Annotated in this window: 12 protein-coding genes; 10 read left to right on the forward strand and 2 right to left on the reverse strand. The window is 58.6% G+C overall.

Annotation, left to right across the window (positions count from 1 at the left end; genetic code table 11):
- Positions 1 to 123: 123 nt before the first annotated feature.
- Positions 124 to 1,344, reverse strand: coding sequence for a CaiB/BaiF CoA transferase family protein (locus J7E41_RS04880; RefSeq protein WP_214990523.1), 1,221 nt, complete (start codon positions 1,342 to 1,344; stop codon positions 124 to 126).
- Between the two features lie 13 nt (positions 1,345 to 1,357).
- Positions 1,358 to 2,539, reverse strand: a complete 1,182-nt coding sequence (locus J7E41_RS04885; protein WP_029290432.1) for an acyl-CoA dehydrogenase — start codon at positions 2,537 to 2,539, stop codon at positions 1,358 to 1,360.
- A 158-nt stretch (positions 2,540 to 2,697) separates the two neighbouring features.
- On the opposite strand from J7E41_RS04885, the gene J7E41_RS04890 reads away from it, so the two are divergent.
- The 10 genes from J7E41_RS04890 (at position 2,698) to J7E41_RS04935 (ending at position 12,631) form a co-directional block, all read left to right on the forward strand.
- Positions 2,698 to 3,597: a LysR family transcriptional regulator gene (locus J7E41_RS04890; RefSeq protein WP_214990525.1), complete on the forward strand. Its 900-nt coding sequence runs from the start codon at positions 2,698 to 2,700 to the stop codon at positions 3,595 to 3,597.
- A gap of 449 nt (positions 3,598 to 4,046) precedes the next feature.
- A complete protein-coding gene (locus J7E41_RS04895; RefSeq protein ID WP_214990527.1) occupies positions 4,047 to 5,168 on the forward strand; it encodes a Re/Si-specific NAD(P)(+) transhydrogenase subunit alpha in 1,122 nt (373 codons plus the stop codon).
- 15 nt (positions 5,169 to 5,183) lie between these two features.
- Entirely contained in the window at positions 5,184 to 5,507 is a 324-nt protein-coding gene (locus tag J7E41_RS04900; RefSeq protein ID WP_155585984.1) for an NAD(P) transhydrogenase subunit alpha, read from the forward strand.
- Positions 5,504 to 6,940 carry an NAD(P)(+) transhydrogenase (Re/Si-specific) subunit beta gene (locus J7E41_RS04905; RefSeq protein WP_155585985.1) on the forward strand — a complete coding sequence of 479 codons (1,437 nt, stop codon included), beginning with the start codon at positions 5,504 to 5,506 and terminating at the stop codon, positions 6,938 to 6,940. The genes J7E41_RS04900 and J7E41_RS04905 overlap by 4 nt, the downstream gene beginning before the upstream one ends.
- Positions 6,941 to 7,120: 180 nt before the next feature.
- Positions 7,121 to 8,614, forward strand: coding sequence for an acetyl-CoA hydrolase/transferase family protein (locus J7E41_RS04910; protein ID WP_214990529.1), 1,494 nt, complete (start codon positions 7,121 to 7,123; stop codon positions 8,612 to 8,614).
- Between the two features lie 318 nt (positions 8,615 to 8,932).
- Positions 8,933 to 9,148: a DUF1127 domain-containing protein gene (locus tag J7E41_RS04915; RefSeq protein ID WP_003214752.1), complete on the forward strand. Its 216-nt coding sequence runs from the start codon at positions 8,933 to 8,935 to the stop codon at positions 9,146 to 9,148.
- A 441-nt stretch (positions 9,149 to 9,589) separates the two neighbouring features.
- The gene (locus J7E41_RS04920; RefSeq protein WP_214990531.1) at positions 9,590 to 9,910 is read left to right on the forward strand and encodes a DUF2388 domain-containing protein; all 321 of its coding nucleotides are present in this window, start codon (positions 9,590 to 9,592) and stop codon (positions 9,908 to 9,910) included.
- 107 nt (positions 9,911 to 10,017) lie between these two features.
- Positions 10,018 to 10,326, forward strand: coding sequence for a DUF2388 domain-containing protein (locus tag J7E41_RS04925; protein ID WP_214990533.1), 309 nt, complete (start codon positions 10,018 to 10,020; stop codon positions 10,324 to 10,326).
- Between the two features lie 26 nt (positions 10,327 to 10,352).
- On the forward strand, positions 10,353 to 10,673 hold the full coding sequence (locus J7E41_RS04930) for a DUF2388 domain-containing protein (RefSeq protein WP_214990535.1): 321 nt from the start codon (positions 10,353 to 10,355) through the stop codon (positions 10,671 to 10,673).
- A complete protein-coding gene (locus tag J7E41_RS04935; RefSeq protein WP_214990537.1) occupies positions 10,670 to 12,631 on the forward strand; it encodes a DUF4105 domain-containing protein in 1,962 nt (653 codons plus the stop codon). The genes J7E41_RS04930 and J7E41_RS04935 overlap by 4 nt, the downstream gene beginning before the upstream one ends.
- Positions 12,632 to 12,690: the final 59 nt, after the last annotated feature.

A 12,690-nucleotide genomic window follows, 5' to 3' on the forward strand; every position in this document is an offset into this window, starting at 1 on the left:
GACTTCCAGAATCTGCCGTCAACCCCTAATTTTGCTTTTCTATCAATTACTTAGGAATGGTTAAGAAACGAGCAGCTCTTCTATATAGAGAGCGTCATCCGCTCTCTATATAGAAGAACCGAATCAGATGACCCCAGCCTCCCTCAACACTGCAACACTTGAAGGCGACAGCCCCAGCACTTGCTCCAACACTTGGCGAGTGTGCTCACCCAGCAAGGGAGGCGCACTTCGGTACTCAACAGGCGTCTTGGAAAGGCGGATAGGGCTCGCTACCTGGGGAACCATACCCGCCAACGCATGAGGCAGCTCAATAGCCAAACCGCGAGCCTGCACCTGCGGATCGGCGAACACCTGTGCCAAATCATTGATAGGCCCACAAGGGACGCCCACTCGCTCAAGTTGCGCCACCCACTCAGCCGTCGTCTTGAATACGGTAGCCTGACGAATCAATGGAATCAGCACCGCCCGATTGGCGACCCGAAGCTTATTAGTGACAAACCGCGGATCATCCGCCCACTGCGGCTGCCCAGCCACCTCAGCAAACTTGCGAAACTGCCCGTCATTACCCACCGTCAGGATGAAGTCACCATCTGCCGTGGGGAAATCCTGATAAGGCACGATATTCGGATGCGCATTGCCCAACCGCTTTGGAGGGACACCTGTGGTCAGGTAGTTCATTGCCTGGTTGGCCAGACAAGCCACCTGCACATCCAACAAGGCCATGTCGATATGTTGGCCACCGCCATCATGATCGCGGTGTGCCATAGCCGCCAGAATCGCAACCGTTGAGTAGAGCCCTGTCAGGATATCGGTCAGCGCCACGCCCACCTTCACCGGCCCGGCTCCCTCATCACCCTCAGGTCGACCGGTCAGACTCATAAGTCCGCCAAGCCCCTGAATCATGAAGTCGTAACCCGCTCTCGTGGCGTAAGGGCCTGTCTGGCCGAACCCCGTAATCGAGCAATAGATCAATTCAGGATTGATCTCCTTCAGCGACTCATAATCCAACCCATAAGCCGCCAGGCCACCCACCTTGAAGTTCTCAATCAGGATGTCCGACTTCGCCGCTAGGTCGCGCACCAACTTCTGCCCCTCCGGACGCGTGAAGTCGATAGTCACCGACTCCTTGTTGCGATTGGCCGACAGGTAGTACGCCGCCTCACTGGTATTCTCACCGTAAGCGTCCTTGAGGAAAGGCGGCCCCCACGCACGGGTATCATCGCCGTTACCAGGTCGCTCGACCTTGATCACCTCAGCCCCAAGGTCCGCCAGAATCTGCCCAGCCCAAGGGCCCGCCAGTACACGCGACAAATCCAGTACCCGCAGGTGCGATAGCGCGCCCATGGTCGTCCTCCTATTAATAGAACGCCTGAATGCCGGTTTGCGCGCGCCCCAGGATCAGCGCATGCACGTCATGGGTACCTTCGTAGGTATTCACCACCTCAAGGTTGACCAAGTGACGGGCAATCCCGAACTCATCAGAGATACCGTTCCCCCCAAGCATGTCACGCGCCATACGCGCGATATCCAGGGACTTGCCGCACGAGTTGCGCTTCATGATGGAAGTGATCTCAACCGCAGCCGTCCCCTCATCCTTCATACGACCCAACCGCAGGCAGCCTTGCAAGGCCAGGGTGATCTCGGTCTGCATATCTGCCAGCTTCTTCTGGATCAATTGAGTAGCCGCCAACGGGCGCCCAAACTGCTGGCGATCAAGCGTGTACTGGCGCGCCGTATGCCAGCAGAACTCCGCAGCCCCCAGCGCGCCCCAGGAAATCCCATAACGCGCCGAGTTGAGGCAAGTGAACGGACCTTTCAAGCCACGCACATCCGGGAAGATGTTTTCTTCCGGCACAAACACATTATCCATAACGATTTCACCGGTGATCGAGGCGCGCAGGCCGACCTTGCCGTGAATCGCTGGAGCACTCAGACCTTTCCAGCCCTTTTCCAGTACAAAGCCACGGATGTCGCCGGCGTCGTCCTTACCCCAGACCACGAACACATCAGCAATCGGGCTGTTGGTGATCCACATTTTGCTGCCGGTGAGGCTATAGCCGCCGTCCACCTTGCGCGCACGGGTAATCATCGCGCCAGGATCAGAGCCATGGTTAGGTTCGGTCAGGCCAAAACAGCCAATCCATTCGCCCGAGGCCAGTTTCGGCAGGTATTTCTGCTTTTGCGCTTCGGTGCCGAACTCATTAATAGGCACCATGACCAGTGAAGACTGCACACTCATCATTGAACGATAACCAGAGTCGACGCGCTCCACTTCCCGGGCGATCAAACCGTAGCTGACGTAGTTCAAGCCGCTACCACCGTATTGCTCCGGGATCATCGCACCGAGCAAGCCGGTTTCGCCCATTTCGCGAAAGATCGCAGGATCGGTCTTTTCATGGCGGAAGGCTTCCAGGACACGAGGCGCCAACTTGTCCTGGGCGAACTGCTCGGCGCTGTCGCGCACCATGCGTTCTTCTTCAGTGAGCTGTTGATCCAGCAACAGTGGATCGATCCAGTTGAAGCTTGCCTTGCCACCCATGAGAAAACCCTCGCGAAGTAAAACCAAAAGTCGTGCATGGAGCCTAGGCCCGGCAGGCGAGGAGGGCAAACGAGGTTTTTGCATAGCCTTGTGCTAATTTCTCACTCCGTAACAATTCAAAAGGGCATATATGCGCTCTATTAGTGAGGGTACGGTACATGCGTAGAAAGATCCCCAGCACCACAGCCTTGGTCAGCTTTGAAGCCGCAGCCCGCCATGAGAGCTTTACCAAGGCCGCACAGGAGCTCTCCATCACTCAAGGCGCCATCTGTCGACAGATCGCCAGCCTTGAGGAATTTTTGAGTGTCGAGCTGTTTCGGCGCTCTCGCCGCGGGGTGAAGCTGACAGAAGCCGGGCTGTCTTATAGCCGCCGAGTCGCTACGCAACTGGATGCCGTGGAGCGGGATACGCTGTCCGTGATGGGTCAGCAGGGCACCAATGTCATCGAACTGGCCGTGGTCCCAACCTTCGGCACCCAGTGGTTGATCCCCCGCCTTAAGGATTTCCAGCACCAACACCCGGAAGTCACCGTCAACCTCACCAATCGCACACGGCCCTTCCTGTTCGCCGATACCGAATTCGACGCCGCGATCTACTTCGGCGACGCCGATTGGTCCGGTACCGAATCCCATAGACTTATGGGAGAAAACCCACTTCCCGTGTGCAGCCCACGCTTGCTGGGGGACCGAACACATTTCAGCCCGCAGGAAATCGCCGAGCTGCCTCTTCTGCAGCAAACCACCCGACCTTACGCCTGGCGCCAGTGGTTCAACGCGCAGCAGTTGAATGTTCCGCGCGACATGACAGGCCCACGCTACGAGCTATTCTCCATGCTGTCCCAGGCAGCCATGCATGACATGGGAGTCGCACTGATACCGCCCTTCCTTATTCAACGAGAGCTAAGCGAGCGCCACCTGGTGGTCGCCAGCCCTCAAGTATTGACCAGCTCCAAGGCTTATTACCTGATGATTCCCGAAAGGAAGGTCGAATCAGCCTCTCTACATGCATTCAGGGACTGGCTGATGGACCAGTCACAGCGCTACAACCCCAATGTTTAAAGGGAGATTCATGTTTATTGACCTTGTAGTCAATTAATTCTAAAGCCTACAGATATACGTATATGTCGCAATTCAACAGACTGTACCTGTCCGCCTAAAATCAGCGGACAACCCACTGACTACGTGGCTTATAGCCCCTATTCGGGCCCAATACTCGCTTATTCATAGTGGCCATGGAGAAAACCTCTGCATTCACCTACAACCCTTTAAACACCTGTATTTAAAGAGGTTATTTCGAAGTGTTGCGACAATCAGTCACAGGGTGACTTGTAGTTAATTTTTCGTCACACGTCATAATCCCTTGAAGGCCGTAAAGTTCGCCTGCAAAATGCCGCGCCCCGCTGTCATTTCAGCGGGATCGTGCTGATCGGCCGCCCCAGATGTGCCACTCGCGGTGCACTGGCCTTTTTACAAAATCAAAAGCAAAAAGATCATGCAGGAGATTTGACGTGCACATTGGTGTTCCTCTCGAAACCCAGACCGGTGAAACGCGGGTTGCTGCAACCCCGGAAACCATCAAGAAGCTGATCGGCCAGGGCCACAAGGTCACTGTACAAAGCGGCGCAGGCGTCAATGCCAGTGTCGTCGACAGTGCCTATGAGGCGGCAGGCGCCACCATTGGCAGTGCCAGCGACGCGCTTGGCGCAGAGCTGATCCTCAAAGTGGTTGCCCCCAACGACAGCGAACTGACACTGATCAAAAGCGGCACCGTACTGGTGGGCATGCTCAATCCGTTCAGCAATGAAACCATCGCCAAGTTGGCCGAGTGCGGCATCACCGCCTTCGCCCTTGAAGCGGCGCCACGTACTTCCCGTGCGCAAAGCCTGGACGTACTGTCCTCCCAAGCCAACATCGCCGGTTATAAGGCTGTGTTGCTGGCCGCTCACCACTACCCACGTTTCATGCCGATGCTGATGACCGCCGCTGGTACGGTAAAAGCCGCTCGCGTGTTGATCCTTGGCGCCGGAGTGGCAGGTCTGCAGGCGATTGCCACGGCGAAACGTCTGGGAGCCGTCATTGAAGCATCCGACGTGCGTCCGGCGGTGAAAGAACAGATCGAATCCCTCGGGGCCAAGTTCGTCGACGTACCTTACGAAACCGATGAAGAGCGCGAATGCGCCGTCGGTGTCGGTGGTTACGCCCGCCCCATGCCCGCCAGCTGGATGCAGCGTCAAGCCCTGGCCGTACACGAGCGCGCCAAGCAAGCCGACATTGTCATCACCACGGCCCTGATTCCCGGTCGCAAAGCTCCGACACTGCTGAGTGCCGAAACCGTCGCGCAGATGAAGCCTGGCAGCGTGGTCATCGACCTCGCGGCAGCTCAAGGCGGCAACTGCCCGCTGACCGTGGCCGACCAGGTTGTCGTCGAAAATGGCGTGACCATTTGCGGCCCGACCAACCTGGCGGGCGCTGTCGCAGCCGACGCCTCCGCTTTGTATGCGCGCAACCTGCTGGACTTCCTGAAGCTGGTCTTCACCAAGGAAGGGCAGTTTGAAATCAACCTCGAAGACGACATCGTCGCCGCGTGCCTGATGTGCCGCGACGGCCAAGTCATCCGCAAAAACGCCTAAGCAGGGATTCAGACGATGGAAGAGCTTATCTCCCCCGGTATCTACAACCTGATCATCTTCGTGCTGGCGATTTATGTCGGTTATCACGTGGTCTGGAACGTGACACCTGCGCTGCACACGCCCTTGATGGCCGTGACCAACGCCATCTCGGCGATTGTGATCGTCGGCGCCATGCTGGCTGCCGCACTCACCGTGACGCCGCTGGGCAAGACCATGGGCACCCTGGCCGTGGCCCTCGCCGCGGTGAACGTATTCGGTGGTTTCCTTGTTACTCGCAGAATGCTTGAGATGTTCAAGAAGAAAGCGCCCAAGGCTAAAGCAGAGGTGCAATCGTCATGAGTATGAATCTGGTCACGACGCTCTATCTGATCGCGTCGATCTGCTTTATCCAGGCCCTCAAAGGCCTGTCGCACCCGACCACTTCGCGGCGCGGCAACCTGTTCGGCATGCTCGGCATGGCGCTGGCGGTCCTCACTACCGTAGGCCTCATCTATAAGCTCGGCGCCGAGCTGGCAACAGCCGGTATCGGCTATGTCATCGTCGGTTTGCTGGTCGGCGGCACCGCTGGCTCGATCATGGCCAAGCGTGTGGAAATGACCAAGATGCCGGAGCTGGTGGCCTTCATGCACAGCATGATCGGCTTGGCTGCAGTGTTTATTGCCATCGCTGCCGTGGTCGAGCCGCAGTCCCTGGGCATCGTCAAACATCTCGGGGATTCGATTCCAGCCGGTAACCGCCTGGAGCTGTTCCTTGGTGCGGCCATTGGTGCAATCACCTTCTCCGGTTCGGTGATCGCCTTCGGCAAGCTGTCGGGCAAGTACAAGTTTCGACTGTTCCAGGGCGCCCCCGTACAGTTCGGCGGCCAGCACAAGTTGAACCTGGTGTTGGGCCTGGCCACGCTGGGCCTGGGCCTGACTTTCATGTTCACCGGCAACCTCAGTGCCTTCGCACTGATGCTGGCATTGGCATTTGTGCTGGGCGTGCTGATCATCATCCCGATCGGCGGTGCCGACATGCCGGTAGTTGTCTCGATGCTCAACAGCTACTCCGGCTGGGCAGCAGCAGGCATCGGCTTCTCGCTGAACAACTCGATGTTGATCATCGCCGGCTCCCTGGTGGGCTCAAGCGGTGCGATCCTCTCCTACATTATGTGCAGGGCGATGAACCGCTCCTTCTTTAATGTGCTGCTCGGCGGTTTCGGCAACACGACGGATGCCGCAGGCCCTGCAGGATCGAAAGAAGCACGCCCGGTGAAATCCGGCTCAGCGGACGACGCCACCTTCCTGCTGACCAACGCCGACACCGTGATCATCGTTCCGGGCTACGGCCTGGCGGTAGCCCGTGCGCAACATGCCCTGAAGGAGCTGACCGAGAAGCTGACCCACCGCGGTGTGACCGTGAAGTACGCGATCCACCCGGTCGCTGGTCGTATGCCCGGCCACATGAACGTACTGCTGGCCGAGGCAGAAGTGCCTTACGACCAGGTGTTCGAGATGGAAGACATCAACTCCGAGTTCGGCCAGGCCGACGTGGTGCTGGTATTGGGCGCCAACGACGTGGTCAACCCGGCCGCCAAGAACGACCCCAACTCGCCGATCGCCGGTATGCCGATTCTCGAGGCGTTCAAGGCCAAGACCATCATCGTCAACAAGCGCTCGATGGCCAGCGGCTATGCCGGCCTGGACAACGAACTGTTCTACCTGGACAAAACCATGATGGTCTTCGGCGATGCCAAGAAGGTCATCGAAGATATGGTTAAAGCTGTCGAATAAACACTGCGCCAGCGCAATACCCAAAACCCTGGCCTTTAGTAGGCTGGGGTTTTTTATTACCGCTGAAAACCCGACAGAAGGCTCTAAATCGCCGCCCGGCATTCGACCATGGTAGCGGGACGAAACTTTTTGAAATCACTAGACTGCGCATCTTGCTTCCGTAGCCCGAGATAACCATCCATGCACCGTGATCGTATCCGCTTGCCTTCGCTGTTGAACAAGGTCATGAGCGCGGCTGATGCCGCTGCACTGATCGAGGACGGCATGACCGTCGGCATGAGCGGCTTCACCCGCGCCGGTGAAGCCAAGGCCGTGCCTCACGCCCTGGCCGAACGGGCCAAGACCTCACCGCTGAAAATCACTCTGATGACCGGCGCCAGCCTGGGCAACGACCTGGACAAGCAACTGACCGAGGCTGGCGTACTGTCGCGGCGCATGCCGTTCCAGGTTGACAGCACCTTGCGCAAGGCGATCAACGCCGGCGAAGTGATGTTTATCGACCAGCACCTTTCGGAAACCGTCGAACAGTTGCGCAACAATCAACTCAAACTGCCAGACATCGCCGTGATCGAGGCCGTGGCGATTACTGAGCAGGGGCATATTGTTCCGACGACCTCAGTGGGCAACTCCGCCAGTTTCGCGATTTTCGCCAAGCAAGTGATCGTTGAGATCAACCTGGCGCACAATCCGAACCTGGAAGGCCTGCACGACATCTATATACCGACCTATCGTCCCACCCGCACGCCGATCCCGCTGGTGAAGGTCGACGACCGTATTGGCAGCACCGCGATCCCGATTCCGCCTGAAAAAATCGTCGCTATCGTCATCACCAACAAAGCGGACTCCGCGTCCACCGTGACTCCGCCTGACCACGACACCCAGTGGATCGCCAATCACCTGATCAACTTCCTCAAGCAGGAAGTGGACGCCGGCCGCATGACCAACAAGCTCGGCCCGCTGCAAGCCGGCATCGGCAACATCGCCAACGCGGTGATGTGCGGCCTGATCGAGTCGCCGTTCGAAGACCTGACCATGTACTCCGAAGTACTGCAGGATTCGACATTCGACCTGATCGACGCCGGGAAGCTGAGCTTCGCCTCGGGGAGCTCCATCACCTTGTCGGAGCGCCGTAATGCCGACGTGTTTGGCAATCTGGAACGCTATAAAGACAAGTTGGTACTGCGCCCCCAGGAAATCTCCAACCATCCTGAGGTAGTACGCCGCCTGGGCATTATCGGCATCAACACCGCGCTGGAGTTCGATATCTACGGCAACGTCAACTCCACTCACGTCTGCGGCACGCGGATGATGAACGGGATTGGCGGCTCGGGCGACTTCGCCCGCAATGCGCACCTGGCGATCTTTGTCACCAAGTCGATTGCCAAGGGTGGGGCGATTTCCAGCGTGGTGCCGATGGTCAGCCATGTCGACCACACAGAGCATGATGTCGACATCCTGGTCACCGAGATCGGCTTGGCGGACTTGCGGGGCTTGGCGCCACGGGAACGGGCACGGGTCATCATTGATAACTGCGTGCACCCTGATTACCGGGACGCCTTGAACAGCTACTTCACTGCTGCTTGTGCAATCGTCGGTCACACGCCGCACATCCTGCGCGAAGCATTGAGCTGGCACATCAACCTGGAAGAAACCGGGCGCATGTTGAAGGCTTGATTGATACAGATCCGGGCTGATGCAAATACACTTTCTTCAGCCCGTGCTTGCCACCGAGGTATTTTCAAAAAACTGTACTGCTGTACTGGTCATTTCCTACCGAAAAATCCCACATACCCTTCGAAAAATGCCAACTTCGCACCATTTAAGTGCAGATAGGTACAGTTGCCCCATTTCCGTACAGTACAGCCCTTATAAACAGTTAACTGCCCCCTCACAATACAGGTGAACTGTATCTAGAGAGTCTTGCGCGGGAGGAGGATCATTGGCATCAGTTAAACCACTACCTAATCCCGCCACAAGCGGAAGGATGTCATCATGGAACGTACACTCAGTTCCGATCTGTTCTTCGAAGAAAAAGCTGTAAACACCCAGGCTTCCCTGCCTCTGCGCGTTCTCGCCAACCTGATGTTGTGGCAGCGCCGCATCTCCAGCCGCCATCAACTGGCTCGTCTGGATTCGCGTCTGCTGGCTGACGCCGGTATCAGCGAAGCTCAACGCTACGAAGAGCTGAGCAAGCCGTTCTGGCGCTAATTAGCGTCCGCTGGCCCTGACCCACCGGGTCCACCGCCAGCATCCCGAATTGTTGTAGCAGAACCCGCCCCGGGTAACCGGAGGCGGGTTTTGTTGTTTCTGGGACCTGAATTTCGGGTCGCGTGCAGATGGCTTGCACAGCGACAAGTACAGTTTAAAAAACAAAACAAAAAACCAGTACAATTTAGCTTTGGTGTATCTGACCAGGTAAAGCCTGACTCTCCCCACAGGGTGCTCCAGACCGCCATGGCCGATGTGTCCAGGCCCTTCTGGCGGGAGTAATCGCACCAACGGACTATCCGAATGGATAAACGGCAGCTTAATATCCTGTCACCATGTGGCGAACCCTGTAGAACGGCCGTCTGATGCCCAATGGCAACAACGTCCCGCTTAACAGTGGCAGCTGTGCGCCACCTTTCGTTCATTTACAGGAGTCACCCTATGTCCCGTCTTCGCGTGCTGAGCGCTGCTGCGCTGCTGGTCCTGGCTGCCAACGCCAACGCTTCCAGCCTGATCATGACCACGGATTCGATTGTCGGCGCGTTAAAAGCCACTTCCGACGCCAGCTCCGATGCAACCTCTTCCCTGCGTGACAACAAGGTCGTACGCGCCGCCCGTGACGACGCCGCCAGCTTTGTTGCCAGCGAAGGCGCCATTCGCGGCGTGAAACTGGAAAGCGCCTTGGCACAGATCCGCCAACAGGCCCCACAACTGAACACCGCCACTGACGCACAGTTGGCCCAGGCCATCCTGGCCATCTGACCGAAGGTTGGAACGAAGGGGGCGCCAACCGCCCCCTGATTCGACGCCGCTGGCTCTCGTCCGGGCATTACGCTAGCCTTGGCGCTCGTTTTCAGTTGTCGAGTCCCATGGCTTTTTCATACCGCCTGTTGATCGTTTCCGTGTTGCTTTCTGCCTGCTGGTCGTCAACGGCCCTGGCTTTTGACCTGTCCACCCAGAGCGTCGTTGTCAGTGCGTATGCCACCAGCAAAGTGACCTCCGCACCGTTCGACCATAAACTGATACTGGCCGCCCAGGATGACGCTGCTGCTTTCATTGCCACTGACGGCCAATGGCGGGGAGCCCGACTGGAGTCAGCGCTGGACTATCTGCGTCGCACCCAGCCAAAACTTAAAGCCAGTGACCTTGAACTGGCCCAAGCAATTCTCGTCCAATAATCATCTTCATGTTTCGGAGTCACCCCATGCGTAGACCGCTGATCGCCGCCGCCCTCGGCCTGCTGTTGCTGACCGACGTTGCCCAGGCGCAAACCCTGGTGGCCACCAGTAACATCATTGTTCGTGCCTTTGGCCGCACCATTGATTTCACTTCGGACACCACCACTTCCATCCGTGACTCCAAAGTCGTGCGCGAAGCCCACGACGACGCCGCCAGTTTCGTTGCCACCCACGGCGACATTCGCGGCGCCCAACTGGAAGCCGCGTTCGATACCCTGCGTACCCGTGTGCCCGAAGCCCGCGACGCCAGTGATCAGGTCCTCGCCGAAGCCATCCTCGCACTGTGAGGCGCCTCGCAGCCTGGCTCCTGGCCGGGACTGTGCTGCTGTGTGCCAGCGCAGCCCAGGCCAGCCTGCAACTGCGGCTCAAGACTGATGGCTTGAGCCCTGCCGAACAGCAGGCCAGCCAGGCATTGCTGGATGAAGCCATGCAATCCCTGCCGCCGCGCTTCATCGAGCAGTTGGACCGACGTATCGACGTCGGCTGGACCAACAACATGCCCGCAAACGCTTACGGCCAGGCTTCGCTGGTGTCCGAACTGGACCTGAACCGCAACCTGCTGGCCAGCCTCACCGACGGCAGCGCCGCAACTAAACAGACCAACCGCCCCCACGGCACCGTGCGCCGGGAAATGCTTGCCACCGTGCTGCATGAACTGACCCACATCTACGACCGCGCGCGCCTGTGGTCCAGCGCCGACCGCACGCTGATCCAGCGTTGCAGCCGACAGAACAGCATCACCGGCCTGATTGGCCTGCCCGATCAATGCCGTGGCCAAAATGACCGCCGTTTCACCCTCAGCGATGACCCACGCCTGCTGGACCTGGCCGGCTGGCCGCAATATGTCGGCCGCCGTGGCGAACGCGAACAGAACAACCACCAGGTCGCGCGTAGCCCGGACATCTACGAAACCACCAGCCCTCTGGAGTTCGTCGCGGTCAACATGGAGTACTTCCTTCTTGACCCGAGCTACGCCTGCCGACGCCCCGCGCTGTATCGCTATTACCAGGAACACTTCGGCTGGGCGCCGCCGGCCAAGGACACCTGCGCCAAGACGTTCGCCTTCCTCAATGCCGGTAATGATTTCGCCAAAACACCCCTCGGCCAGGTCGACCCGGAACGGGTATACGCCATCGACTACTTGCTGGCCGAAGCCAACCAGAACCTGGTAAGCCGCTGGGGCCACAGCATGTTGCGCCTGGTGATCTGCGCGCCAGGCCGGCCCCGAGGCCCGGATTGTCGGCTGGATCTGGACCAACACCTGGTGTTGTCCTACCGCGCCTTCGTTGGTGACGTACAACTGTCGAGCTGGGATGGCCTGGTGGGCAAGTACCCATCACGCCTGTTCGTGCTGCCGCTGGCCCAGGTGATCGACGAATACACCAAGACCGAACTGCGTAGCCTGGCCTCGGTACCGCTGATCCTGACGCGCCAGGAGATCAACGACACTGTCGAGCACGCCGCTGAGATGCACTGGAGCTACGACGGTAATTACTTCTTCCTCTCCAACAACTGCGCGGTGGAGGGCCTGAAACTGTTACGCAGCGGCAGCGCCAACCCGCAACTGACCGGTTTGGACAACATCACCCCCAACGGTTTGCTGGAAGTGCTGAAGGGCCGGGGTCTGGCCGACACCAGCGTGCTGGACGACCCTAAAGAGGCACTGCGCCTGGGCTATCACTTCGATTCCTTCCGCGAGCGTTACCAGGCGATGTTCGAGGTGCTGCGCAAACACCTGCCCATCCAACAGACCCAGGTCGAAGACTGGCTGGCGCTAAGCGCCGAAGAGCGTCGCCCATGGTTCGATAAGGCCGACCTGCGCACCAGCGCCGCCTTGCTGCTGCTGGAGCAGGCAAGTTTCCGCCGGCAACTGATGCTGGCTCAGGATGAGGTCAAGCAACGCTACCTCGGCGCCCGGGAGCTGAAGAACGGCGGGATGGACAAGGCCAATGCCACCTTGCAGCAGATCCTCGCCAATAGCGGCTTCCTCAGTCGCCCGGCGGAATTGCTCGGCAGCCGTGGTTACGGCCTGCCGCAGCCCGTCGAGTCGCAACGTCTGGAGTCGGAAAGCGCCTCGCGCCAGAAGCAGCTGCAGTTGCTGACCGGCGACCTGGATAAAGAGGTGAGGGCGCTGCTTGATCCGTCCCGTGCAGCGCAGATTGCCGCGAGCGAAGCCAATCTCAAGCAACTGGGCGAACACTTGCGTGCGCTGCACAAAGCGGCCGGTGGATTGGAATTGCCTTGAAGGCATCGCAGGCAAGTCGAAAGCGGTGCATCAGTCGCAGATTCAGTGCCTGACACACC

This window comes from Pseudomonas fluorescens (assembly GCF_018614655.1).
In the GTDB taxonomy this organism is placed as follows: Bacteria; Pseudomonadota; Gammaproteobacteria; order Pseudomonadales; family Pseudomonadaceae; genus Aquipseudomonas; species Aquipseudomonas fluorescens_BX.